Here is a 25,287-nt window from a genome sequence, read left to right on the forward strand (position 1 = left end):
CTTCAGGGGTAGAGCAGCGTATCGGACCACGGCCCTCCGGCACTGTCGCGCAGGAACTCGCGGCGGTCATGCAGGCGGTTGTCGCGATCGATCCAGAACTCGATGCGGCGGGGCGAGAGCGTAAAGCCGGTCCAGTGCGCCGGACGCGGGACCATGCCTTGCGCTTCGTGCGCGGCCCAGATTTCCTGCACCCGGTCGAGATAGGCCTGCCGCACGGGCAGCGGGCGCGACTGGTCGGAGGCGGCGCTGCCGACCTGGCTCTTGTAGGGGCGCGAGTGGAAGTAGGTGTCGGCGCGTTCGGGCGAAACCTCGGTAAGCGGGCCTTCGATGCGGATCTGGCGGCGCAGGCTCTTCCAGTGGAACAGCAGCGCGGCTTGCATGTTGGCACGGATGTGCTGGCCTTTGCGGCTTTCGGCATTGGTGAAGAAGGTGAAGCCTCCGCCGGGGATTTCCTCACGCCCGTGGCCCTTCAGCAGCACCATCCGCACAGCGGGAGCGGCGCCGGCGGTCGCGGTGGCAAGCGCCATGGCATTGGCATCGTTGGGCTCGCTCGCCTGTGCCGCAGCGAACCACTCGTCGAACAGCGCGAAGGGATCGGCACCTGCCGGGATCACGCTGTCCGCAAGCTGGGCGTCGTCGAGGGGAGGTGGGCTGGACATCGGAAGATCCTTGGTTGGGCTGGTTGGGACGTCCCATAGATACGCGCGCTGCCCCGCGAAAGCTGCTTATGCTTAATTTCGCCTGTTCGTTGCCTAGCGCACATGCTTGCGCATAAGGACTGTCTCACCTAGCTAACACGCTATGCGCGATCCCTACAGCATCCTCGGCGTACCCCGCACCGCTTCGGAAGCGGACATCAAGAGCGCCTATCGCAAGCTCGCCAAAGAGCTGCACCCCGATCGCAACAAGGACAATCCCAAGGCCGCCGAGAAATTCTCCGAGGCGACCCGGGCCTATGATCTGCTGTCGGACAAGGCCAAGCGCGCGCAGTTCGATCGCGGCGAGATCGATGCCGAGGGCAATCCTGCAAACCCCTTCGCCGGGATGGGCGGGCGCGGCGGCTACAGCCGTGGCGGCACTTATGGTGCAGGCCCGGGCGGTGCAGGGTTCCGCGACAGCGAATTCGGCGGCTTCGGTAGCGATGACGTCGATCTGAGCGACCTGTTCGAGGGCCTTTTCGGTGGCGGCCGTACGCGCCAGCAACCGGGTGCGGGGGCGCGGCGCGGCTTCGGACGCCAGCCCCCACCGCCTCCGCCCAAGCGCGGAGCGGATATTCAGTACCGCCTCGCCGTGCCCTTCGTCGAAGCTGCCGCAGGACGCGACCAGCGCATTACGCTGGCGGACGGCAAGGCGATCAACCTCAAGTTGCCGACCGGGGTAGAGGACGGCACGATGATGCGCCTCAAGGACAAGGGCCACCCCGGCCAGGGCGGACCGGGCGACGGGATCGTGATGGTCGAGATCGGCCCGCACCCTTTCTTCAAGCGCGAGGGCGACAATATCCGCATGGACTTGCCGATCACGCTCGACGAGGCAGTGCGCGGGGCCAAGGTCAAGTGCCCGACGGTCGATGGCCCGGTGATGCTGACCATCAAGCCGGGCACGAGCGGCGGCAGCGTGTTGCGCCTTGCAGGCAAGGGCTGGACGAAGAAAGGCGGCAAGACAACCGACGGCAAGCACGAGCGCGGCGACCAGCTGGTTACGCTCGAAATCCAGCTGCCCGACAATATCGCGGAGCTGGAGCAGCGGCTCGATGGCTGGATCGATACGGCCCGCCCGCGGGAGAAGTTCGGCCTGTAGGGCCGGGCGGCAGGCTGGCAGCCGGTGAGCGATACTGCTTTCCTGCGACAGGCAACCGGGGTCGTCCGCCGCGTCATGGTCGGCACCTATAACGACGGCTTCATCCATGCCGGTAATCTGGCCTACCTCTCGATGCTGGCGATCTTCCCATTCTTTATCCTCGGCGCGGCACTGTTCGAGCTGATCGGCGGGCGCGAGAACGCGTTGGGGCTGATCGACGCGGTCGTGCGGGCGCTTCCGCCGACGGTCGCCGGCGTCATCGAACCGGTTGCCGACGATGTGATCCACGCGCGTTCGGGCTGGCTTTTGTGGTTGGGTGCCGCGGTGGGACTGTGGACGGTCTCGAGCCTGATCGAAACGATCCGCGACATCCTGCGCCGCGCCTACGGGACCCGGCCCGTTCATGCCGCATGGAAAAGCCGGCTGTTCTCTGCCGGGCTGACCCTGGCGGCGGTGATCGTGCTGATGCTGTCATTGTTTGCACAGGTGGTGATCGGAGCGGTGCAGCAGGTGATCCTCGCGGCGATCCCGCAACTCGCAGAGCTGATCGGCGCGCTGCAACTCTCCCAGATCGTGCCTGCGCTGGGCCTGGCAGGATCGCTCTATGTGCTGTTCGCCTCGCTCACACCGGCGGAATATCGCGGCGCGGGGTGCCCCAAGTGGCCCGGCGCACTGTTCACGGCACTGTGGTGGCTGGTGGTAGCTGCGGCCTTGCCGGTGGTGCTGCGGCGTTTCTTCACCTATGATCTCACCTATGGCAGCCTTGCCGGAAGCATGGTGACACTGTTGTTTTTCTGGCTCGTCGGGCTCGGCCTCGTTATCGGCGCGGAACTGAACGCGGCGCTGGCGACAAGAGGGCAGCGCGAGGCAGGCATGGCCAAGGAGACGGCTGAATGAACGGTTTGATGCAGGGCAAGCGCGGCCTGATCATGGGGCTAGCCAACGACAAGTCGCTGGCCTGGGGTATCGCGAGGAAACTCGCCGAGCAGGGAGCCGAGCTGGCCTTTTCCTATCAGGGCGAAGCGCTGGCCAAGCGGGTGATTCCGCTCGCACAGCAGCTTGGCAGCGACTTCACCTTCGAATGCGACGTGTCCAGCATGGAATCGCTCGATGCCGCTTTCGCGACGCTGAAGAGCCGCTGGGACAGCCTCGATTTCGTGGTTCACGCGATCGGCTTCTCCGACAAGAACGAGCTGCGCGGCAAGTATGTCGACACCAGCCTCGACAACTTCCTGCTGACAATGAATATTTCGGCCTATTCGCTGGTGGCGGTTACGAAGCGCGCGGCGGAAATGATGCCTGAAAGCGGCGGCAGCATCCTGACGCTGAGCTATTACGGGGCGGAAAAGGTCGTACCGCATTACAACGTGATGGGGGTGGCCAAGGCCGCGCTCGAGACCAGCGTGCGCTATCTTGCCAATGATCTCGGACCGCGCGGCATTCGCGTGAACGCGATCAGCGCGGGGCCGGTCAAGACTCTCGCAGCGAGCGGCATCGGCGACTTCCGCTACATCCTCAAGTGGAACGAGCTCAATTCGCCCCTGCGCCGCAACATCACGATCGAGGATGTCGGCGGATCGGGGCTCTATTTCCTGTCAGACCTGTCTGCCGGGGTGACGGGCGAGGTGCATCATGTCGATGCGGGCTATCACCTGGTCGGCATGAAGCAGGAAGACGCACCTGATATTGCGCTGTCCTGACATCAGGCTCGGGCACGCCACAGCAGCACGATCACCGTCGCCAGCCACCCGGCTGCTGCCAGCGCGAAAATCGCCAGCGCGGCCGCGACCTGTCCGGCCGCTATCATCAGCGCCAGAAACAGGCAGTAGAAATCGCGCATCGTCAGATAGCGCAGCCAGCGCTTCAGCGCGCTCTCCCGCTCGCCCAGCAGCGCCTTGGCGCCATCGAAGTTCAGCGGCTCGCCGCGCGCCCGGGCATAAAGGCCAAGCAGCCCGGTGCCGAACGCAAGGATCCCCAGTCCCGCCAGCCCGATGATCGCGGTATCCGTCGCGCCGCGGAGCCACAGGTTGGCGATCACCCCGGCCAGAAAGCCGAGATTGGTGGCCGCATCGACTCCGCTGTCCCACGCTGCTCCGCTGGCGGAGGTGCGGAAGGTGGCGCGCGCAATCTCCCCGTCGATCCCGTCGGCGATCGAGGCCAGCTGGAACAGCACCGCGCCCGCGACCAGCCCGTCGGTGGTGCCGGTCAGCAGGCAAGCGATCATCGCCAGCGCAACCAGCGCCGTGAGCGCGGTGGCATGTCCCGGCCGCACCCAGGCCAACCGCAGCAGCAACGCCGAAACAGCTTGCGAGATCGGGCGGTTGATGCGGCGCGCAACGATCCCGTCCCCCGGCTTGGCCGTGGCGCGAATGATCGCACGCGCGGCAGCCGCGAGTTCTGTCTGCGGGTCGGCGGGCGGCGGCGGGACGGGTGCGGCACCCGCCAGCAGACCGGCGATTGTTGCGGCATCGGGCAGCGTCTCGGCCGGAATGACAAGGCCCTGCGCTTCGCGCTCGACCTGCACCTTCAGCCCCGGTGCGAGCCGCATGATTTCGGCGCGGGAGAAAGGATCGAGCGCTCCCCTGTCGCCCAGCGCCAGCACGAGCGGCGCACCGGGGCATGCCTGGTCATAGGCGAGTGCCAGACGGGCGATGGCAGGAATGCCCGCGACCAGCCGGTTGGCCGTCTGCGCCGAGACAAACTGGAAGGTGGCAGGCGTGGTCATGCGTCCCCGTGCTAGTGCGCATTTGCGCCGCAAAACAGGCGTCTATATGGAGGAGCAAACCAAGGCAGGGCAACTCCGCCCTCGCCCTCATCCGGTGATGCGTGTCGCAGTCCGCCCCGTTCTTTGATCCGTCACAGCGTCCCGCGCGTCCTGCGGAGCTGGAAGACCCGCTCAATGGCCGGCTTTACCATCCGCTCTCGTGGCGGCTGGCGCGGCGGCTGGCGTCCACCCGCATCTCTCCGGATATGGTATCGGCGGCGGGCGCACTGACAATCATCCTGGCGGCCGCCGCCTATGGCCTGCTCGAATGGCCGTGGAGCGTCGCGCTCGGGCTGGCGCTGCACATGGGCTGGCACGTTCTCGACGGGGCGGACGGAGACCTGGCACGGCTTACCGGCAAGAGCTCCCCGCATGGCGAGCTGGTCGACGGGATCTGCGACTATGTGGGCCATATCGTGCTCTACGTGACGATGGGCCTCATCGCCGCGGGCCAGATCGGCGGATGGGGCTGGGCGCTGATGTGGGCGGCAGGTGCGAGCCGGGTGGCGCAGGCTGCGCATTACGAGGGTGCGCGGCGGCAATACCAGCTGATCGTTTACGGCACTCCGTGGATGGCGAGCACGGCGCCGGTCGTTACCGCATCCGGGCGGCGCCACCCCTTCGTTGCCTATTACCTCTGGCTCACAGGATTGATCGTGCCCCACGGCGAAGCGCTGACTGCGGCTGCGCAGGAGTCGGCGCAGCGCGATGTCCTGCGCAAGGCCATGCGCGAGCGGGCCGGAGAATGGCTCGGATGGATCAGCCCGCTCAGCGCGAATTACCGGACGCTGGCAGTCGGCGCTGCGATGCTGGCGGGGCGACCGCAGTGGTATTTCCTGTTCGAAGTTTTGGTGCTCGGTCTGGTGCTGCTGGCCTCTGTGGTGCGGGTGCGGCGAGTGTTCGGAGCGGTGCTGGCTCAGGCCGCTGCTTCCAGAACCTTGCGGTAAAGCGAGAGATTTGCGGCAGCAAAGGCGCGCCAGTCGAGCTCGGCAGCGCGTTGCAACCCGCGCTCGCGCAGGTCGGCGGCAAGTGCGGGATCATCCACCACGCGCCTCAGAGCAGCCGCCAGCGCATCCGGATCGCGCGGATCTGCCAGCAGCGCCGCCCCGCCAGCGACCTCGGGCATGGCCGAGACATTGCTGGTCACCACCGGGCAGCCGCAGGCCATGGCCTCGGCTACGGGATTGCCGAAGCCCTCGCACAGGGACGGGTGGAGCAGCGCCTCGGCCCCGGCATAGAGCTGCACCAGAGCGGGTCGGCCTATGGTCTCGAGGAAATGCACCCGGCCGGCAAGACCTAGTTCGCCAGCGAGTTTTTCAAGCGCCGGACCGGTATCGCCGCGCCGCCGCACCATTACCAGGTCGATATCGGCGGCTTGGGCAAATGCGCGGGCGAAGCCCTGCAGGGCGCCCGCATGGTTCTTGTAGGGTGCGCCCTGGCCGACCACGAGCACGTAACGCCGCCCTGGCGGCACACCGAGGCGCGCGAGACTCGCGGCATCGCGCGCCATCGGTCGAAAATCTTCGGCTACTCCCGAGCGGGTGACAAGCACGCGCTCCTCCACCTCCGGCGCAAGTCCCGCGATTTCGGAGCGACTCGCTTCACTCACGGTTGCAACCAGCGCCGATCGTGCCAGCGCTCGCCGGATGCCGTAGGCGTAGAAATGGCGCTCGACCCATCCCCAGGCCGAGGGATTGCACCATTCTGGATGTTTCAGCCACATCACGTCATGCACCGTCGTGATCGCCGGCATCGACAGGCCTCCGGGCAGGATATTGGCCGGAGCATGAAACAGATCGATGCCCCGAAGGTCGACTGCCAGCGGCAGATGCATAAGTGTGACCGGGCCATTGGCCGGGCTGTGCACCATCACTTCGCGGACGTTGGGGGCATCGCTCAGCGATTCGACTCTCAAGGGATTGCGCAGAAAGGTGAACTCCCAATCGGGAGCCATTGCGGGCAGGTGCTTGACGAGCGCCGCGACCATCTCGCCGATGCCGCTTGGCCGAGGGCCGATATAGCGGCAATCGAGCGCGATGCGCCGCGGGCCGGACTGTTGCAATTTCTTCAATCCTGACATGGCTTTGCCGCACTGCAACTGGTCGGAAAATACGGGCGCTCTGTCGAAACGGCGAAGGGGCCTTGCAGCCCGCTGCATCCCCCTCGCCCGCGCCTGGGTAACCCCCCTGATTGCAGGGGTTGAATCCGCAGAATTCCGAGGTTTTCGGGCATGGGATTCACAACCATTTTGCAGTCAGTTGCCGTCGCGGAAACTGGGGGCTTCGGCTAAACGAAGGGTCTGCGAGGAAAATTCGTTCGGCTTGACAGAGGGTTGTTTTGTCATGATGCACCGCGTTTGAAATTGAGGGTCTCTTAATGAATCGCGTACGGGTCGCAATCGTAGGCGTGGGCAACTGTGCCTGCTCCTTGGTACAAGGTGGTGCCTTTTACAGGCGCACCAAGTCAAGCGGCGGCTTGATGCATGAATTTGTCGGCCCTTACCAAGTAAGCGACGTTGATTTCGTGCTCGGGATCGATGTTGATCGCCGCAAGGTAGGCAAGCATCTTGTGGAGGCAATTTTCGCTGCGCCGAACAATACACAATTCTTCGAGACCGACATTGCCCCGACCAATGCGAAGGTCATCATGGGGCGCCTGCTGGACGGCGTAGCCGCGCATATGGTCGAAGCGGGCGAGCGTGGCTTCCAGCCGGCCTCGCAGCCCGAAGCTACCCAGCAGGACATCGTTGACGCGCTGCGGCGCGAGAGGGTCGATGTACTGATCAACTTCCTGCCCGTCGGATCGCAACAGGCGAGCGAATTCTACATGGAATGCGCACTCGATGCGGGCGTCGGCGTAGTCAATGCAATCCCTGTTTTCATCGCCAGCGATGCAGGGTGGGAGACGCGTTTCCGCCAGCGCGGATTGCCGATCGTCGGAGATGACATCAAGGCTCAGGTCGGGGCGACGATCATTCACCGGATGCTCTCCAGCCTGTTCTCGGCCCGCGGCGTTACGGTAGACCGTACCTACCAGCTCAACACCGGCGGCAATACCGACTTCATGAACATGCTCGATCGCGAGCGGCTGACCCACAAGAAGCTGTCCAAGACCGAAGCGGTCCAGGCAGCCCTCGCGGAACGGCTGGCGGACGAGAACATTCGCATCGGTCCGTCGGAATACGTGCCATGGCAAAAGGACAACAAGATCTGCTTCCTGCGTCTCGAAGGGACGCAGTGGGGCGGAGTGCCGATGAACCTCGAACTGCGCCTGTCGGTCGAAGACAGCCCCAACGCCGCCGCCTGCGCAATGGACGCGATCCGCTTCTGCAAACTCGCGCGCGACCGTGGTGAAGGCGGCGCGCTGATCGCCGAAAGCGCCTACTTCTGCAAGCACCCCCCGCAGCAGATGGCAGAGGATGCCGCGGTCACGCTGCTCGATGCACGTGCCACACCTCAGCTGGATGCAGCCGAATAGGGAGGCCCGCAAACCGAACGCCGCAATTTTTCTCAGCCCCATGCTTCAGGTCTCCTCTTCCATGAAAGCGCTCATCCTCGCCGCCGGTTATGGCAGTCGCCTTGCAATGGCAGGCAGCCCACCGAAGCCGCTCGTCAAGGTGGCGGGGCGCAGCCTGCTTGAATGGTCGGTGCATCAGGCTGCAGCGGCGGGCATCGCCCACGCGGTGGTCGTCACCGGCCACCGCGCCGAGGAGATCGAGGCGCGCCTTCCGGGCATCGCCTACCGCACCGGGGTCACGCTTGAGCCCTGTCGTCTCTCCGACTGGTCGCGGCCCAACGGCCATTCGGTGCTCGCCGGAGCCGCAAGGATTTCGGGCAACTACCTCCTGATGATGGCCGATCACCTGTTCGCCACTGGTCTGCTGGCCCGGCTGGTCGAAGGCATGGATCGCCAGCACGGCGCGGCACTGGCGATCGATCGGAATATCGCAGGGCCGGCGATCGATCCCGAGGATGCAACCTGGGTGCGCTGCCGCGCCAATGGCAAGATCGCGCGGATCGGCAAGCAGCTTGCCAGTTACGATGCAGTCGATTGCGGTGCATTCATCGCCACCCCCGATCTTGCAGCAGCGATTGCCGCAGCAATCGCGGAAGGTGCCGCGGGAAGCCTGTCGGAAGGCATGCAGCGACTCGCGGATGACGGCGCGGCAGAAACCGTGGATGTAACAGGCAACTGGTGGATCGATGTAGACGAACCACGGATGCTGGCCCTTGCTGAACGCGCGGCGCCGACGTTCCTTTCACTCGCTGGCGGAATGGTTGACCAAAGGGCGGTTGCATGACGGTTGCGCAGCCGCTCCTGCTCGACTGCACCCGGATGGTGGCGCATCGCTGGTCGCGGCGGATGCCGACCGGGATTGACCGTGTGTGCGAGGCCTATCTCGCTCATTTCGGACCGCAGGCGCAGGCTGTTGTGCAATTGCGCGGCCGCGCGCGGGTATTGACGCCGAGCCAATCGCAAGCCCTGTTCGCGATGCTTGACGGCCCGCGCAGCGCCTTCCGGCGTCGCTTTGCCGGACTGGCAGCGATGCTCGGCACAGGCGCGCGCGGGCGGACCGACGTTACAGGTGCGATCTATCTCAATGTCTCACATACCGATTTCGATCTCGACAGTCATCGCGACTGGCTCAGCAACACCCGTGTGCGTCCGGTCTATCTGTTGCATGACCTGATTCCGATCGAACACCCGCACTTTACCACCCCGCGCAAGACCAGTCGCCATGCAGGGCGGGTACGCCGCGCGCTTGATGCGGCAAGCGGGATCATCGCCAATTCGCATACTACCGCGGATGCGATCGCCGCCTTCGCCATGAGCGAGGGTATCACGCCCCCGCCGATCCTCGGAGCGCCGCTGGGCGCGCCGTACCTGCCCGTTCCGGCCGCTCGCACAACAGTGCAGCGGCAGGCCAGCTTCGTGTGCATCAGCACGATCGAGCACAGGAAGAACCACATGCTGCTGCTCGATGTTTGGAAGCGCTTGATCGCCAAGATGAGCGAGGCTGCGCCGCGGCTCGCACTGATCGGGCGCTGGGGTGTCGGAGCCGAAGCGGTGCGCAGCCGCTATCTCGCGGATCCGCAGCTGCAGCGCTTCGTCTCGATCCATAGCGACTGCTCCGATAGCGAGCTCGCCGGCCACCTGCGCAGCGCCAGCGCGCTGCTCGCACCCTCGCGTGCCGAAGGTTTCGGACTGCCGGTGGTCGAGGCGCTGACGCTTGGTGTGCCGGTGATCGCGAGCGACCTCCCCGCCTTCCGCGAAGTCGGTGGCTCGATACCCACTTTCCTCGATCCATCCGCGCCCGAGGCATGGCTGGAACGTATCCGGGAATTCGCCAGCAATGGTCCGGAGCGACAACGCCAGCTCGCCGCGCTGCGATCCTATCGCGCGCCCCGATGGCGCGACCATTTCGGTCTTGTCGAAGACTGGTTGGCGAGCCTGCCGGAGGGATCCGGAGCGTCGGTCCATGTCCATCACCGCAGCGCGGGCATAGCGATGCCGTCCGCACTTGCAGGAGCTGCATCATGACCCGGATGGACCCTATTGCCGAACAACTGGGGCTGGGTCACGGACCGGCAACCGTCGCCGAGGACCCACCGCGCAGCCTGCTGGCTCGGCTACGGGCGATCAACCCGCTGTTTGCCGGGATGGTCATAGCGCCGACCGTTATCGCGAGCCTCTATTTCGGGCTGCTCGCCAATGACGTCTATGTCTCGGAAAGCCGCTTCATCGTGCGCAGCCCGGAAAAGCCCAATCTCTCGCCGCTTGGCATGGTGCTCGGCGGCAGCGGGCTTGTAGGGGCGAGCGAGGAAAGCGAGGCGGTGACCGAATTCCTCGGCTCGCGCCAAGCGCTGCAAACGGTCAATCAGGACGATTACATCACCCGCGCCTGGGGCAATTCCTCGATTTTCCTGATGGACCGGTTCGGCGGGCTCGGCTCGGATACCGGTGAAGACCTGTTCGAATACTACCTCGGCAAGGTCACGGCGGAAGATTCCACCACGACCATGGTGACCGTGCTCACAGTCAAATCCTTCGATCCGCAGAGCGCGCAGGTGATCAACCGGCGGCTGCTCGAACAATCGGAGGTGCTGGTTAACGAGCTGTCCGACCGCGCGCGGCGCGATGCGATTGCCTTTGCCGAAGCGGAACTCGGCCGCGCCCGCCAGGAAGCACAGTCGGCAGCAGTAGCGCTCGCCGCCTTCCGGGACCGCGAAGGCGTGATTGACCCCGAATTGCAGGCCAGCGCCGGACTGCAGATGATCGGCAAGCTGCAGGACCAGCTGATCGCCGCACAGACCCAGCTGCTGCAGATGCAGACCTATACTCCGCAGGCCTCGCAGATCCCCTATCTGCGCACCCAGATCCGAAATCTCGAACGCGAGATCGCCGATCAAACCGCGCAGCTCGCAGGCGGACGAGGCTCTCTGTCGGCAGCATCGGCGCGCTATCAGGAGCTGGCGCTCGCATCGGAATATGCCGAAAAGCGCCTCGCGATCGCGCTTTCGGCCTATCAGGACGCTCAGGCCGAGGCGCGCCGCAAGCAGGCCTATGTCGAACGGATCTCCAATCCAAGCCTGCCCGACGATGCCGCCTATCCGCGCCGCCTGCGCAGCATTCTCGCCACCTTCGTGCTCGGCCTGCTGGCATGGGGCGTTGCCTCGATGCTGCTGGTCGGTATCCGGGAGCACAAGGACTGAGCATGGCGAGCGCCGCACAGCCATCGCTGGCCGCAAGCCTCAAGATTCAGCGCCGTGTGCTGGCCGCGCTGCTCGTGCGTGAGCTACTGACCCGATACGGGCGACACAATATCGGCTTCCTGTGGCTGTTCGTCGAACCGATGATGTTCACGCTCGGAGTGACGGCACTGTGGACGGCGACCAAATCGGCGCATGGCAGCGACCTGCCGATCGTCGCCTTCGCGCTCACCGGCTATTCCAGCGTGCTGCTGTGGCGCAACATGCCCGGTCGCTGCATCGGCGCGCTCGAGGCCAATCTCTCTTTGATGTACCACCGCAATATCCGCGCGCTGGATATCTACATGGCGCGGATCATGATCGAGTTTTCGGGCGCGACAATCTCGTTCTTCACACTCGCGCTGGTGTTCATTCTCAGCGGCTGGCTCGACCCGCCGGAGGATTTCCTCACGGTTGCGGCCGGGTGGATGATGATCGCATGGTTCGGCGCCGTGCTGGCGATCACGCTGGGCGCGCTGAGCCACGAATACGAGCTGGTGGACAAGTTCTGGCACCCGGCATCCTATCTGCTGTTTCCGCTTTCGGGGGCCGCGTTTCTGGTGTCGGCGCTGCCACCTTTCGCGCGCGAGATCGTGCTCTACATTCCGATGGTGCACGGGGTGGAGATGATCCGCGAGGGCTTTTTCGGCTCCAAGGTCCAGGCAATCTACGATCCCGGCTACGTCCTGGCCTGCTCGCTGGTGTTGTCGGTCGCGGCACTGATCCTGGTGCGCTGGGTCGAGAAACGGCTGACCCCGCAATGATCGCCGTCGAGAACATCTCCAAGGATTACCGCACCCGCACCGGCCCTCGGCGCGTACTCGACAATGTCAACTTCACTCTGCACAAGGGCGAGCGGCTCGGGGTGCTGGGCCGCAACGGGGCAGGCAAGTCGACCCTTATCCGGTTGGTAAGCGGGGCCGAACGGCCAACATCGGGCCAGATCACACGCGGCATGTCGGTATCCTGGCCGCTCGCCTTCGGCGGTGCGTTCCAATCGCAGCTGACCGGGGTCGACAATGTCCGCTTCATCAGTCGCCTTTACGCGCAGGATCCGGAGCACAATCTCGCCTTCATCGAGGAATTCGCCGAGTTGGGCCAATATCTGCGCGAACCGGTGATGACCTATTCTTCGGGGATGCGCGCGCGCCTCGCCTTCGCGATCTCGATGATCATTGAGTTCGACTGCTTCCTGATCGACGAAATCGCCTCGGTCGGCGACGCCCGCTTCCACGAGCGCTGCAATTACGAGCTGTTCGACAAGCGCGGCGACCGGGCGATGATGATCATCTCTCACGATCCGGGCTATCTGCGCGACCATTGCAACCGTTTCGCCGTGCTCGATGCCGGGCGCTTGACCGCCTTCGACGACTTCGAGACCGCACATGACCATTTCCTCGCCCAGATGCGGGTGCGTGAGCCGGTCCGGGCCGTGGCCCAGCCCTTCTCGCGGCGCATGGCAGCGATCGATTCCCTGCGCCGCGTCGCGCATGAGGACGAGCATTTCATGGCGCTGGTGCGGCAGGCTGATGCCGCTCGCGACCGGCATGACTGGGCTGCAGCCGAAGCAAGCTATGCCGCCGCACTGAGCCTGCACCCCTACGAGCGCAGCTACTGGGTGCAGCTTGGCCACGTGACGCGCGAACAGGGACGGATGGTGCGGGCCGAGATCGCTTACCGTACCGCATGTGCCTTCGGAGAGTCGGTGCGTGTATTGGAGCCTTTCATCGCAGCGGTCGAACAGCCGGGCAAAGCCGCACCTGCGATCCCCGTGGCGGCGCCTGATGGTGGCGAGACCCGGCGGCAGCCGCCCGGTTACCCCGATCTGGCCGTTCTGGCGGCTCTGGCTCAAGGGCGCGACCGGCTGGGCGACGACGAGGCGCTCGCACTGATGCGGCGGCAAGACGGCATAGAGGATGTGCTAGCGCATATGCTGGACGATCCGAGTACGACCGCATCCGGAGCGGCCCTGCCCGGTGGCATCGCGGTGGTTCCTGGTGATGCCCCGCTGCGCATTGAATGGCGCGAGGATCTGGCCAGGCTTGCAGGTGCGCGGCAGGAAGAGCTTGATGCGGCGCTGGCGCGGGGCGATGAACTCTTTCATGCGCTGCGCCGCTCGGGCGGGCTCGATGGTTGGGCCGTGCCCGCCGCCAGCCGGGCAGAGGCCAGCGCATGAGCAATCTCCGCTCGATCCTGCTCCGCCAAGATCGGCCGGCTGCCGAGGAATATTTTACCTCGCGCACCCGCAGCCAATATCTCGGAAGAGGCACGCTGCTGTGTCAGGTGCTGGGCGGACTAAAGCTGTTCGCGATCGGCGATGACATCGGTTTCTCGCCGCACATGATCTTCGAGGGTTACTGGGAATTTTGGCTTACTCGTCATTTTGCCGAGGTGATCCACCCGGGTGACACGGTGATCGATATCGGCGCGAACCTTGGTTATTATACTCTGCTCGCCGCTGACCTGGTCGGGCCGGAGGGTCAAGTCATCGCGATTGAGCCCAATCCGGAGGTGTTTCGTCATCTTTCGGCCAGCATCGCGGTCAACGGCTTTGCGCCGCGCACAAATGCCCGCAATGTCGCGCTGGCAGGACCGGGCGAAACCGGCAAGCGGGCTTTCTTCGTGCCTGCAGGCGACCCGAAGAACGGCCGCTTCATCGGAGATACGGAAGAACCCGAGCGATTGGCGGGCCATGGGACGGTCAGCGAAGTCGCGTTGGGCCGGATCGATCCCGACGCCTTCGAACGGGTCGATTTCGTCAAGATCGATGTCGAGGGCGCCGAACTTGCCGTGCTCGAGCATCTGCGCCCCGTGTTGGACAAGTTCCAGCCCAAGGTGGTGTGCGAAATCAATTTCAGCCGTGGCTATGGCTGGGACGAGGTCGTGTCCGCATTTGGCACCGATGCACTCGGCTTCCTCGACTTCGACAGCACCGTGAAGCCTTTCACGCGCGACATGGCCGAAACCCTCCAGCCGGGAGAAGATTGGCTAGTGTGCGTTGATTTTGCGCATACCCGCCAACACGTAACACCCTCGGAAATGGCAGCTCAGGGAGACGGCACATGAAGGCCGTAAGGTTTGCCAGCAGCCTTATCGGCAGCCTTTCGGGCGGTGCATCCGATCCGGGGGCAATTCTCGCCGCCGCCGATGCCGCGCGAGACCGTGGCGATTGGGCCGCGGCGGCGCGCGATTACGCCTGTTATCTCAAGCTCAAGCCCGATCATGCCGACATCTGGGTCCAGCTCGGCAACGTCTCTAAGGAGGAACACCGAATTGACGCCAGCATGGCAGCGTACAGAAAGGCGCTTGCCCTGGGGCTGAACACTTCCGACACCCACCTTCAGCTGGGGCACCTGCACAAAGTCATGGGGGACCGGCAGGGCGCCATCGAAAGCTATTTGCACGCGCTCGACTTCACGCCGTTCAATCTCCATGCCTTCGAGGAGCTGGAGCGTATGGGCCTGGTCGATCAAGCCAACGAAATTCTGCTGCGCAAGCACGCGCCGTCACATCGTACCGAACAACTCGTCGTGTTCGATATTTCCGATCTGGTTTTCTATATCGGCCATCACGACAACCTCTCGGGCATCCAGCGCGTCCAGTGCTGCATGATCCAGGCGGTGATGAAATACGGATTGCACGATCCGCGCGACCTGCGCTTCATTTCCTATGACCGCGATCTCAGGGCGTTCCGCTCGGTTTGTCCGGACAGCTTCCTTGCCCTGCTTGACGATCTGGCCCTGCCGAAGGAGCGCCGCAAGGCCACGTTCGACGCAGCCGCCGCGCGCCACGGCCGGCTCTTCCCGCAGGAGCCGCTGGCCGCCTTCCTGCGCCCGGGCCGGACCACCGTGGTGCTGCTCGGCGCGGCCTGGGTGATCCCCGAATATGCCTCGCTGATCGTCAATCTGAAGCGCAGCCACGATGCGCGCTTCGCCATGCTGTTCCACGATTTCATCCCGATCTACGCCCGCGAGACCTGCGATCAGGGCACGGCGGTGGTGTTCCGCGAATTCGTCGATCAGGTCCTGCCCATCGTCGACCTTGCGATGTGCGTCTCGCGCAGCACCGAACGCGATCTGAAGCGCTACTGCAGCGAGAGCGGATTCCCGGTGCCGCCGACGCTGGTGACGCAGCTGGGCACCAGTTTCGACGAGTTCTTTCCCCGCAGCGAGGCCGCGACCCCGCCGCCTGCCGGCGTGCGGGCGCGCGATCCCTTCGTGCTGTTCGTCTCCACCATAGAAGGACGCAAGAACCACAATTTCATGTTCGAGACCTGGCGCACGCTGGTCGAGCGCGGGGTGGACGTGCCGCGGCTGGTGTGCGTCGGACGGATCGGCTGGCGGGCCGAGGCCTTCCTCACCAACCTGCTCGAAAGCGACTATCTCGGCGGGCGGATCGAGCTGCGCGAGGATGTCTCGGACGAGGCGCTGAACGCGCTTTACCGCGATTGCCTCTTCACCGTGTTCCCCAGCGTCTATGAAGGCTGGGGCCTGCCGATCGGGGAAAGCCTCGGCCACGGCAAGCTGTGCGTGCTGGCCGACAATTCCTCCCTGCCCGAAGTGGCAGGCGAGTTCGGTTGCTTCATCCCGCTCGACGATGTCGAGACGGCGGCGGATTCGATCGCGGGACTGCTCGGCGACCCGGACCGGCTGGCCGAATATGAACAGGCCATCGCGGCGCGCTTCGCCCCGCTGCGCTGGGAGGATGTCGCGCGGCGGGTCGTGGAAGGCTGCCTCGCACTCCAGCGCGGCGAGATGCCGGCCTTCCAGCGGCCAAGGATCGTGCCCGGCACCGAATATACGGTCAAGAAGCTGCAGGGCGGGTTCGACGGTCTGCTCGGCCGCGCCATGCTTGAGGCGATGGAGGAAGCCTTCGGCGCTCCGATCATGGGTGGCACTGCCAAGGCGGCGCATCGCGTGGCCGGTCTGCTGGCGCGCGACACCAACTGGTTCCCGGCAGAGCGCTGGGGCAGCTGGGCGCTGCACGAGCGCGCCGGCCTGCAATTCGCGCTCGATCCGGCGGACATCGCGGCGGACAGCGAGATCGTGCTCTATGCCGCCTTCACCTTCGTCGCCCCGATGATGGGCGCGCGCATCCGCCTGCTGGCGGGCGGTGCGGCGCTGGGGGACGAGCGCATGGTTGACAGCGCCAACCCCGTGCTCGCCTGGCCGCTGCCCGTGGCCGAGCTGCGCCGCCGCGCAAGCGAAAGCGTCGACGGGATGCTGGCGATCGATCTCCGGTTCGAACTGGCCGGCGTCACCCCCGCCATGCGCGAGGCCAGCCGCGCCATCGACCCGCGCGAGCTGACCTTCGGGCTCAGGAGCTTCGTGCTGCTGGGCGCCGGCGCGATGGCCGAACGCCTGAAGATCGCCGAACGCAATGCGTACAAGATCGCATGTTGAGCGTGACTGATTCAGAGCGCCAAATGATCAGCAGGGAAACAGTCGAATGGGGTTATCGCCTGATACTCGGTCGCGAACCAGAAAATGAAGCTGTCATCGCTGAAAAGATGGCGTGCACGGATCAGGCGGCCCTTTCAAACCAACTGATCTACAGCGAAGAATTTGTAAATAAAAACCCACGCTTCATGCCGCTGATGAACAAATGGGTTCTGGTCGAACACGAAGTCGGTATTCGGATTTGGGTGAACCTGGCGGACACCGGCATATCGTGGCCAATCGTCCGCAACGACTTTGAACGCGCAGAGATAAAATTCCTTTCGGGCGTTATAAAGCCCGGACAGACAGTGTTCGATATAGGCGCGAATATCGGTTTCTTTTCGATGCTTTTTTCGAAACTCGTCGGGCCAGAAGGCCGTGTGATCGCCTTTGAGCCATTGCCATTCCTGCATGAGCGCGCCGTCATGTCGGCGTATGAGAACGGGTTCGGGCACTGCACGATCCATAATGTCGCGCTGGCGAAGGAGCGCGGAACGGTCGCGTTGGTCTACGCGCCCGGGTCGCCTAACTGGGGCGGTGCATTTCTGTCATTCGATGGTTCGGTGCTTCCCGGCCATGCAAGCGTGCCTGTCCCGACCTGTCCCCTCTCCGATTTTGTCGACGGTGATTTGCCGTCGCTGATCAAGATCGACGTCGAGGGAGCAGAGCATACGGTCATGTCCGATGCTGTTGAGTTGCTCGCAGAAGCGCGGCCCATTGTGGTCTCCGAAATCCACCGCACACAGCTTGAGCGTGTCAGCGGTGTAGAACCAAGTGATTATATCGACCTATTCCGAAATCTTGGATACAAATGCCTCGAAATTGCGAAGGATGGAACTGCAACAAGAGAGCTAATCGGCCACGAAGAATTTCAATTGGTCAACGTCGTGTTCATGCCTTAGCGCCCTGCCTTAGGACAACTTGGAAGAATTTTATGTCTGCCCCGATTAAGGCATTTCAGACGTGCGATAGCGAAAATTATCGTGAGCTTCTCACGATTTCCTCGCAATCCAATGAAGCCTATTGCGACAGGTTCGACATGGCTTTCGAGACATTTGTCGGCCTCAAGCGTGGCTACTTTCCCTGGCACGCCTGCTTCAACCGCATCGTATACCTCAAGGAACAGATCGACGCGGGCTATGATGGTTGGATCTTCTACATCGATGCAGATGCCTATGTCTTTGACCACTCCTATGACCTTCGTTCGCTGCTGGACCTCTTTGAAGGTGACTTCCTTTTCGCACCGGGCGGGCTGACCGGGGAAAAGTGGGACGTCAATGACGGGGTGTTCCTCATCAATCTCGGTTCGGATGCCGGAAAAGAACTGGCCCTCGCCTGGTATGAGGATTTCATGTCGACGCCCGACGAGGCTCTTCGGGTGGCCAGTGACTGGCAAATGGTGCCGAGCGACCAGCCCCGCCTTCACAAGATCCTGCGCAACAGCCCGCATCTTCTCGAACGGCTCGCGATGGTTCCGCGCGAGGTATTCAACCACGAGAAGGCAAGCTTCATCCGACAGGTCTTGAGATCAAACGCGTCCACCATGGACGAGCGCATTGCGAAACTGCGCGAAGGGGTGGCCGAGGCTCTTTCCGCAACGCTGCCAAAGCCTGCTGCTCCCACCGCCGAAGAGGTCAAGCCCATGCTGCAGAATCCTGAACAATACGGCCAAGCCTATGACACCGAGTTTCGCCGTGTGCTGCGCCAGTATGCATCTGAGGCAACCACCTTTCTCGAATGGGGCGCCGGATACACAACGAGAATGACGATCGAACATATCGGCGATCGCCCCGTCGATCTGTTCCTGACGATCGATCACAACAAGTCGTATCTTGAGAAAGTCGTCGAGGACTACAGCGATTGCCGCTACTTGCAGCATCAGGCGATGTCGCTTGAGGGGCCTTGCGTTGATGATCGGGATACCGGCCTGAACTATTCCACCTTCCCGTTCACTGCGGGGCGGACTTTCGACTTCATCTTCATCGATGGGCGACGGCGGATGGAATGTGCCATGATGGCGCTGGCCTTGTCCAACCCCGACAGCATCATCGTGATTCACGATTACCGGCGCACACGCTATCAGCCGCTGCTGGCCTTTTACCGCATCATTGAGGACGGCCCGCAATTCCGGGTCCTTGCACCGCGGATGACGATCTTTCCGGCCGTTCAGGAGATGACCCCGTTCGTGCGTCAGGCAATGAGCGCCGGCCTTGCGCCCGTCCGTTTGGAGCAAAAGGTTCCAGCCTGAGCCCCCAACCCCTCATGACCCGCATCCTCCTCGACGCCTACAATATCGCCCGCCCGCAGGGCACCGGGGTTGCCACCTACGGGCGCAACCTCGCGCGCGCGGGCGCCATGCTGGGGCATGAGGTCAACCTGCTGTTCGGCACCCGCGCGGGCCATTCGAAGTCGCAGCCGCTGCTCAACGAAATCGCGCTGGCCGAAGGCGACGAAGCCGGCGCCAAGGCTGGCAAGTCTTCGCCGCTGGCCCTGCCCGGACAGGTCGCCAAAGCGGCGGGCGGGATCCTGTCAACGCGGCAGGCGCGCGAAATCGCGCTGTCGGGCGAGGTGATCCTGCCGCCCGGCCTTGGCCTCAAGGATGCGCGCTACTGGAACGCGCCGCAGCTCTACCGCCTTGCACACGGGGCCTTCAAGGTAACCGGGCAGCTGAGCAAGGTCGCGGTGCCGGGGACCGATCTCGCCCACTGGACCTATCCCCTGCCGGTCAAGGCGCCGGGCGCGGCCAATGTGTACACCCTGCACGATCTGGTGCCGCTCCGCCTGCCCTATACCACTGCCGACCGCAAGAAGACCTACCTCGCCCTGTGCCAGCGCATCGCCCGTGAGGCGGATCACATCCTGACCGTGTCGGAACACTCGCGCGCCGATATCATCCGCATCCTCGGGGTCGAGGAAAGCCGCGTCACGAACTTATACCAGTCAACCGATATCGCCGCGCTGGTAAGGGGGGTGGACCCCGCCCAGATCGCGCGCGAGGTCGAAGGACTGCTCGGCGTGGAAATGCGGGGCTATTATCTGTTCTTCGGCGCGCTCGAACCGAAAAAGAACCTTGCCCGCCTGCTCGAAGCCCATCTGGCGAGCGGATCGAAACATCCCCTTGTCATCATCGGCGCCCCCGGCTGGGGGAGCGAGCGCGATGTGAAGCTGCTCGAACAGCTCGCCGCTCTTGACCGCGAAAACCGCATCAAGTGGCTCGGCTATCTGCCGCGCCAGACACTGGCGACAGTAATCGCCGGAGCAAGAGCCGTAGTGTTCCCCTCGCTCTATGAAGGCTTCGGCCTGCCGGTGCTGGAAGCCATGTCGCTCGGCACGCCGGTGATCACCAGCAACACCTCATCCCTGCCCGAGGTCGCGGGCGAGGCAGCGCTGCTGGTCGATCCGATGAAGGTCCGCGGCATAGCCCGGGCAATCCATGCGCTCGACGGCGACGAACGCGCGGTGACTGAACTTTCGCGGCGCGGCCTCGCGCAGGCCGAACGCTTCAGCGCAAGTGCCTATCGCGGCCGGCTGGCGGAGTTCTACGCGGCGCTTGGCGTCGCGCCGGCGCCGGTCGCACAGGAAGGCGCGCTTGCCACCCCGCCTTCTGCCACAAAAAGTCAGAGGAAAGCCAAAGCCGCATGATGCTTGAACCGTCCCGCCTTGCCGCCCTCCCGCGGCTTGCCATTGCCCTGCTGCTGGCTACGGTCGTGGCGGGCTGCACGACGCTCGGCGCGGCCGGTCCGTCGTCCGGCCAGGTGCGCAAGATCGATGGTGAAGGCTACGCCAACGGCCAGGTTGCACTGATCGACCTCGATCCGCAGGCCTGGCGCCGTGTCGCCGCCTTCGAGCAATCGCAGAGCCTCGCACAGCGCTTGGGCGAAAGCGGCGCGGGGGATCTGCTGATCGGTCCGGGCGACGTGCTTGATATCGCTCTTTGGGAAGCGCCGCCTGCGGTGCTGTTCGGCACCGGCGCGGTTATTCCGGGACTTGATGCGGGTGCGCAGAATCGCGCGGTGGTGCAGCAGGTAGTGGATGGCGCCGGCGCGATCACAGTGCCCTTTGCGGGGCGCATCGAAGTTGGCGGGCGGACCCCGGCCGAGATCGAGCGCATCATCGTCGCCCGGCTAACCGGCCGCGCCAACGATCCCCAGGCAAGCGTGCGGCTGGCGCAGAACGATTCGCGCAATGTCACCGTGCTTGGCGAGGTGGCGCAAAGCCGCCGCGTTCCACTCGGCCCGCGCGGAGAGCGACTCCTCGATATCATCGCCAGTGCGGGCGGCACCCGCGCGCCGGTGCACCAGACAACGGTTCAGGTCAGTCGCGATGGCACTTCTGCGGTCATGCCGCTTGATGCGATCATCGCCGATCCGGCACAGAATATCCGGATGAAGCCCGAGGATGTCGTGACCGTGCTGCACCAGCCCTACAGCTTCATCGCCTTGGGCGCGGTTGCCCGCAGCGCCGAGATCCCGTTCGAGGGACGCGGCATCTCGCTGGCCCAGGCTATGGCGCGCATGGGCGGCCTGCGCGACAACCAGGCCAATATCCGCGGCCTGTTTGTCTTCCGGCTGGAAGACCCGGGCGCGCTGGACACCGAGACGCGGGGCACTATCCCGACAACCGACGACGGGCGGGTGCCGGTGGTCTACCGGCTTGACCTGTCGGACGCGCGCGGCTTCTTCGTGGCCCAGGATTTCATGATCCGCGATCAGGATGTGGTCTATGTATCGACCGCGCCGGGTGCCGAAATCCGCGAATTCCTTGCCACCGTGACTAGCCTTGCTTTCTCTGCCATTGCCATCGGCAACGTCGTGACGTCTAACAACAACAACGGCAACTGACGCGGGCTCGCGATCATGCGGGCAGGGCGGGGGCAGAGAGATTGCGGACCATACTCGTCACCGGTTCGGCCGGATTCATAGGCTATCACCTTGCGCAGCTATTGCTGGACGAAGGTTTCCGTGTCGTCGGCTATGACGGGATGACCGATTACTACGACGTCAGGATCAAGCAGCGGCGCCACCAGATGTTGCTCCAGAACCCGCATTTCAGCGCTTTCGAGGGGATGCTGGAGGATTTCGATACGCTCCATACGCTGGCGCTGGCGGAACAGCCCGATGTGATCATCCACCTCGCCGCGCAAGCAGGGGTGCGTTACAGCCTCGAAAATCCGCGCGCCTATGTCGATGCGAACCTGACCGGCACGTTCAACGTCATGGAATGCGCGCGCGCGCTTGGCGTCGATCACCTGCTGATGGCCTCGACCTCGTCGGTCTATGGCGCGAACACCGACATGCCCTTCGCCGAAACACAGAAGTGTGACACGCCGCTCACGCTTTATGCGGCGACCAAGAAGGCGAATGAGGCGATGGCACATTCCTATGCCCACCTCTGGAATCTGCCGACCACCATGTTCCGTTTCTTCACGGTGTACGGCCCCTGGGGGCGGCCCGACATGGCATTGTTCAAGTTCACCCGCGGGATCCTCGAAGGCGCTCCGATCGAGATCTACAATGACGGGGAAATGTACCGGGACTTCACCTATGTCGCCGACCTGGTGCGCGGTATCCGGCTGCTGGTGGACACGCCTCCGATGCGGCCCGAGACGCCGGAGGACATTGCGCAAGGCGACAGCCTTTCTCCCGTCGCGCCGTTCCGGGTGGTCAATATCGGCAATGGCGAGAAGGTGCGGTTGCTCGACTTCGTTACCGCCATCGAGGAGGAATGCGGGCGCGCGGCGATACGCAATTACCTGCCGATCCAGCCGGGTGATGTGCCCGCCACCTGGGCCGACACGAGCCTGCTCCAATCGCTGACCGGCTACAGACCGCAGACCGGCTTTCGCGAAGGCGTCGCCCGGTTTGTCGCGTGGTACCGGGAATATTACGGGGTTTAGGAGGCAGGCCTATTCGGGGCCACCATCCTCGCCTTCCTCCTGCGCCGGTGCCGGCGGCCTGGCCTCGCCCGGAAGTTCAGCGTCGCGCTCGCGTTCGAGCCGCTGCATATATTCACGCTCGATCATTTCAACGCGCGCCTGTTCGGCTGCCGCGTCGGCGTCGATGGTCGAGAGACGTTGCTGACGTGCTTCCTCGATCAGCTGGCTGAAGCGCACATTATCGGCCTCGGCGCGATCCTTGTAGGCGGCCTCGATGAACCTCTGGGTGCAGCCCGTAAAACCGCCAAGGCCTGCCGGACTGCAGCTCATCGCTCCGAAGTCGCCGACATACTTGATCTCTTCAACCCGGTTTGCCCAGGCATTGTTCTGGGGCGAGTCGCTTTGGCGCAGGTTGGAAGGAATGCGATACCGTTCCGCCTCGACCAGGATTTCGCAGATCACCACCTCGCCTTCCTTGGCTTCGGGACATTCGTCCTCGCTATAGGCGATGACCATGTTGATCTTCTCGTTCGCACTCTGGGCCGAGGCAGGAGCGGCCGCGCCGAAAGCGGCAGTCACGGCTAGCAGGGCGGGGGCGAAAAGGTGCTTCATCGCGAATGATCCTTGTGGCGAGCACGGAAATGCTGCTGCAATGCCTGTGCACGGGGGCCTTTGTCTAGACCGCAAGCGCTGAACCGCGGGTGAAGCCCGCACAAACGCTCGCCGTTTGCCGGGTTTAGCAAGAAATTGATGCCTCCAAACTTATGCAGATACGCATGGACGGGACAATCGCAGTCGTTGGCCTCGGTTATGTCGGCCTCCCCGTCGCCGTGGCGCTGGCGGAACGCTGCGGCAACACCGTGGGCTATGACATTTCGGCAGGCCGCGTTGCCGCCCTTCGCGCCGGCGAGGACGAGACGCGCGAGATCGGCCATGCGCGGCTGACGTCATGCGGCCTTGCCGTCTCTGACGACCCCGCCGCCCTCGAGGGCGCGGAGACGATCATCGTTACTGTCCCGACCCCGATCACCGAGGAACGCCGCCCCGATCTCACGCCCCTGCAAAAGGCCTGCGAGACCCTCGGACCAAAGCTGCGCAAGGGCGCGTTGGTGGTTTTCGAATCAACCGTATTCCCGGGCGTGACCGAGGACATCTGCGGCCCCTGGCTAGCGCAGGCATCGGGCCTTAGGCAGGGTCGCGACTTTGCGCTTGGCTACAGCCCCGAACGCATCAATCCGGGCGACCACGTCCACCGGCTCGAGACCATCACCAAGATCATCGCCGCCGATAGCGACGTCGCGCTGGCGCGGATGCGCGCGCTCTATGGCGCCATCGTTGATGCGGGGCTGCACGAAGCGCCCTCGATCAGGGTGGCCGAGGCCGCCAAGGTCATCGAGAACACCCAGCGCGACCTCAATATCGCGTTGATGAACGAGATCGCGCTGATATTCGATCGCATGGATATTTCCACGCGCGACGTGCTGGCGGAAGCGGGGACGAAGTGGAACTTCCTGCCCTTCACCCCCGGTCTGGTCGGCTGACACTGCATCGGGGTTGACCCCTTTTACCTGACCGCCGCGGCGGAAAAGCTGGGGTACCGGCCCGAGGTGATCCTCGCCGGGCGACGGATCAATGATTCGATGGGGCAGGCGATCGCGCAGAAGCTGGTCAAGCTGCTGATTGCGAACGGGGTGTCACCCTGCCGCGCGCGCGTCGGCGTGATGGGACTGACCTTCAAGCAGGACGTGCCCGACATCCGCAATTCCAAGGTGCCCGACATACTCGCGGAACTGCGCGAATATGGCATTGCGCTATGTGAACCCGAAGAGCTCCTGCAGCTCGACGCGCTGGTGCTGGCGGTGAACCACGCCGCCTAACTCGCCGATCCAGCCGACCTTGTGGCACGGGTGCGCGAGGGCGGGGTGTTGGTCGACGTGAAGAGCGCGCTTGACCGCGAGAGCCTGCCGGACGAGCTGGTTTACTGGAGTTTGTGAAAGAGGGAGGGAAGGGAAAGCTCGGTCGCGCAGCGACCGCAAGGGCAACCGCCCGACCGCAAGCGCCTGTAGCGAAGCGAAGGAACAGCGCCGAGGACGCACCCGCGGAGGCGGGTGCGAAAAACTAAAGGCGCTCGCTCACCTTGATGGCGATGCGGCAGCCCAGCCGGATCGCACCTGCCAGCAGCGGATAGGCCGGTGCGCGCTCGGCCCCGTTCGCCAACGCGGCATCGCGATGCTCGCGCTCGTCCTCGCGGAACGCCTCGATCATGTCGGCAAGTTCGGGATCGGCGCCGCTTTCGGCGAGCTTCTCCAGCTGTTCGGTATAGTGCTTGTCGATCTCTTCCTCGACCGCAGCGGTGCAGGCCATCGCAGCCTCGGGGCCGAGCAGCGCCGTGCCCGCGCCCAGCGCATAGCCTGCCGCCGACCAGAAAGGATGCAGCGCAGTAGGGCGCACGCCGCGTTTGACCAGCAAGGCATCGAACTTGGCGCGATGCTCTTTCTCCTGTTCGGCCATGTGCCGGATTTCCGCCGAATGCGGGCCGCGGTCGCCCATTACGGCGAGCTGGCCTTCGTAAATGCGGGTTGCGCCGAATTCGCCGGCCTGATCGACCCGGATCATGCGGTGGAGTTCATCGCGTTCCATCATCGGCTCCTTTGCACCGTA

Annotated in this window: 24 protein-coding genes; 19 read left to right on the top strand and 5 right to left on the bottom strand. The window is 64.1% G+C overall.

Translation table 11 applies throughout. The annotated features are described in order from the left end of the window. Positions 1 to 2 precede the first annotated feature (2 nt). Positions 3 to 659 carry a pyridoxamine 5'-phosphate oxidase gene (gene pdxH / locus I603_RS09425; RefSeq protein ID WP_068864422.1) on the bottom strand — a complete coding sequence of 219 codons (657 nt, stop codon included), beginning with the start codon at positions 657 to 659 and terminating at the stop codon, positions 3 to 5. A 142-nt stretch (positions 660 to 801) separates the two neighbouring features. Between pdxH and I603_RS09430 the strand changes: the two genes are divergently transcribed. Genes I603_RS09430 through fabI form a run of 3 tightly spaced genes read left to right on the top strand, consistent with a single transcriptional unit; the run spans position 802 to position 3,500 of the window. Next, entirely contained in the window at positions 802 to 1,800 is a 999-nt protein-coding gene (locus tag I603_RS09430; RefSeq protein WP_068864424.1) for a DnaJ C-terminal domain-containing protein, read from the top strand. 24 nt (positions 1,801 to 1,824) lie between these two features. Then, a complete protein-coding gene (locus I603_RS09435) occupies positions 1,825 to 2,697 on the top strand; it encodes a YihY/virulence factor BrkB family protein (RefSeq protein WP_068864426.1) in 873 nt (290 codons plus the stop codon). Continuing rightward, complete coding sequence (fabI, locus tag I603_RS09440) at positions 2,694 to 3,500, top strand: enoyl-ACP reductase FabI (protein WP_068864428.1); 807 nt, start codon at positions 2,694 to 2,696, stop codon at positions 3,498 to 3,500. The genes I603_RS09435 and fabI overlap by 4 nt, the downstream gene beginning before the upstream one ends. A 2-nt stretch (positions 3,501 to 3,502) precedes the next feature. On the opposite strand, the gene I603_RS09445 is transcribed toward fabI, so the two are convergent. Beyond that, a complete protein-coding gene (locus I603_RS09445; protein ID WP_068864430.1) occupies positions 3,503 to 4,525 on the bottom strand; it encodes a CDP-alcohol phosphatidyltransferase family protein in 1,023 nt (340 codons plus the stop codon). Between the two features lie 101 nt (positions 4,526 to 4,626). On the opposite strand from I603_RS09445, the gene I603_RS09450 reads away from it, so the two are divergent. Then, the gene (locus I603_RS09450; RefSeq protein ID WP_068864432.1) at positions 4,627 to 5,511 is read left to right on the top strand and encodes a CDP-alcohol phosphatidyltransferase family protein; all 885 of its coding nucleotides are present in this window, start codon (positions 4,627 to 4,629) and stop codon (positions 5,509 to 5,511) included. Here the strand turns inward: I603_RS09450 and I603_RS09455 are convergent. Further along, positions 5,481 to 6,635, bottom strand: a complete 1,155-nt coding sequence (locus tag I603_RS09455) for a glycosyltransferase family 4 protein (protein ID WP_158093639.1) — start codon at positions 6,633 to 6,635, stop codon at positions 5,481 to 5,483. The genes I603_RS09450 and I603_RS09455 overlap by 31 nt on opposite strands. A gap of 305 nt (positions 6,636 to 6,940) precedes the next feature. On the opposite strand from I603_RS09455, the gene I603_RS09460 reads away from it, so the two are divergent. The 13 genes from I603_RS09460 (at position 6,941) to I603_RS09520 (ending at position 22,647) form a co-directional block, all read left to right on the top strand. Next, complete coding sequence (locus tag I603_RS09460) at positions 6,941 to 8,041, top strand: inositol-3-phosphate synthase (RefSeq protein ID WP_068864436.1); 1,101 nt, start codon at positions 6,941 to 6,943, stop codon at positions 8,039 to 8,041. A gap of 61 nt (positions 8,042 to 8,102) precedes the next feature. Next, entirely contained in the window at positions 8,103 to 8,864 is a 762-nt protein-coding gene (locus I603_RS09465; protein ID WP_068864438.1) for a phosphocholine cytidylyltransferase family protein, read from the top strand. Further along, positions 8,861 to 10,105 carry a glycosyltransferase family 4 protein gene (locus I603_RS09470; protein ID WP_068864440.1) on the top strand — a complete coding sequence of 415 codons (1,245 nt, stop codon included), beginning with the start codon at positions 8,861 to 8,863 and terminating at the stop codon, positions 10,103 to 10,105. The genes I603_RS09465 and I603_RS09470 overlap by 4 nt, the downstream gene beginning before the upstream one ends. Then, the gene (locus I603_RS09475; RefSeq protein WP_232305332.1) at positions 10,102 to 11,277 is read left to right on the top strand and encodes a hypothetical protein; all 1,176 of its coding nucleotides are present in this window, start codon (positions 10,102 to 10,104) and stop codon (positions 11,275 to 11,277) included. The genes I603_RS09470 and I603_RS09475 overlap by 4 nt, the downstream gene beginning before the upstream one ends. A 2-nt stretch (positions 11,278 to 11,279) precedes the next feature. After that, positions 11,280 to 12,077, top strand: coding sequence for an ABC transporter permease (locus tag I603_RS09480; RefSeq protein WP_068864442.1), 798 nt, complete (start codon positions 11,280 to 11,282; stop codon positions 12,075 to 12,077). Further along, positions 12,074 to 13,489, top strand: a complete 1,416-nt coding sequence (locus tag I603_RS14915) for an ABC transporter ATP-binding protein (protein ID WP_084440019.1) — start codon at positions 12,074 to 12,076, stop codon at positions 13,487 to 13,489. The genes I603_RS09480 and I603_RS14915 overlap by 4 nt, the downstream gene beginning before the upstream one ends. After that, positions 13,486 to 14,379 (top strand): FkbM family methyltransferase, encoded by an 894-nt coding sequence (locus I603_RS09490; RefSeq protein ID WP_143736693.1) that lies wholly within the window; start codon positions 13,486 to 13,488, stop codon positions 14,377 to 14,379. Before I603_RS14915 ends, I603_RS09490 begins: the two co-directional genes overlap by 4 nt. Next, a complete protein-coding gene (locus tag I603_RS09495; protein ID WP_068864446.1) occupies positions 14,376 to 16,715 on the top strand; it encodes a glycosyltransferase family 4 protein in 2,340 nt (779 codons plus the stop codon). The genes I603_RS09490 and I603_RS09495 overlap by 4 nt, the downstream gene beginning before the upstream one ends. 2 nt (positions 16,716 to 16,717) lie before the next feature. Further along, complete coding sequence (locus I603_RS09500; protein WP_158093638.1) at positions 16,718 to 17,653, top strand: FkbM family methyltransferase; 936 nt, start codon at positions 16,718 to 16,720, stop codon at positions 17,651 to 17,653. Positions 17,654 to 17,790: 137 nt separating this feature from the next. Then, complete coding sequence (locus I603_RS09505) at positions 17,791 to 18,999, top strand: class I SAM-dependent methyltransferase (protein WP_143736692.1); 1,209 nt, start codon at positions 17,791 to 17,793, stop codon at positions 18,997 to 18,999. Positions 19,000 to 19,013: 14 nt separating this feature from the next. Continuing rightward, complete coding sequence (locus tag I603_RS09510; protein ID WP_068864452.1) at positions 19,014 to 20,393, top strand: glycosyltransferase family 4 protein; 1,380 nt, start codon at positions 19,014 to 19,016, stop codon at positions 20,391 to 20,393. Then, entirely contained in the window at positions 20,390 to 21,592 is a 1,203-nt protein-coding gene (locus I603_RS09515; RefSeq protein WP_084440021.1) for a polysaccharide biosynthesis/export family protein, read from the top strand. The genes I603_RS09510 and I603_RS09515 overlap by 4 nt, the downstream gene beginning before the upstream one ends. A gap of 41 nt (positions 21,593 to 21,633) precedes the next feature. Next, positions 21,634 to 22,647 (top strand): NAD-dependent epimerase/dehydratase family protein, encoded by a 1,014-nt coding sequence (locus tag I603_RS09520; RefSeq protein ID WP_068864454.1) that lies wholly within the window; start codon positions 21,634 to 21,636, stop codon positions 22,645 to 22,647. Positions 22,648 to 22,656: 9 nt separating this feature from the next. On the opposite strand, the gene I603_RS09525 is transcribed toward I603_RS09520, so the two are convergent. Then, positions 22,657 to 23,238, bottom strand: coding sequence for a hypothetical protein (locus tag I603_RS09525; protein WP_068864456.1), 582 nt, complete (start codon positions 23,236 to 23,238; stop codon positions 22,657 to 22,659). Between the two features lie 164 nt (positions 23,239 to 23,402). Here I603_RS09525 and I603_RS14815 point away from each other — a divergent pair, with 164 nt between their 5' ends. Together I603_RS14815 and I603_RS14820 are read left to right on the top strand one after the other, a co-directional pair. Then, positions 23,403 to 24,167 carry a nucleotide sugar dehydrogenase gene (locus I603_RS14815; RefSeq protein WP_232305340.1) on the top strand — a complete coding sequence of 255 codons (765 nt, stop codon included), beginning with the start codon at positions 23,403 to 23,405 and terminating at the stop codon, positions 24,165 to 24,167. 99 nt (positions 24,168 to 24,266) lie between these two features. After that, positions 24,267 to 24,503, top strand: coding sequence for a UDP binding domain-containing protein (locus I603_RS14820; RefSeq protein WP_232305341.1), 237 nt, complete (start codon positions 24,267 to 24,269; stop codon positions 24,501 to 24,503). A gap of 241 nt (positions 24,504 to 24,744) precedes the next feature. On the opposite strand, the gene I603_RS09535 is transcribed toward I603_RS14820, so the two are convergent. Further along, positions 24,745 to 25,266, bottom strand: coding sequence for a demethoxyubiquinone hydroxylase family protein (locus I603_RS09535; RefSeq protein WP_084440050.1), 522 nt, complete (start codon positions 25,264 to 25,266; stop codon positions 24,745 to 24,747). Between the last annotated feature and the right edge of the window lie 21 nt (positions 25,267 to 25,287).

It is taken from the genome of Erythrobacter dokdonensis DSW-74 (assembly GCF_001677335.1).
In the GTDB taxonomy this organism is placed as follows: Bacteria; Pseudomonadota; Alphaproteobacteria; order Sphingomonadales; family Sphingomonadaceae; genus Erythrobacter; species Erythrobacter dokdonensis.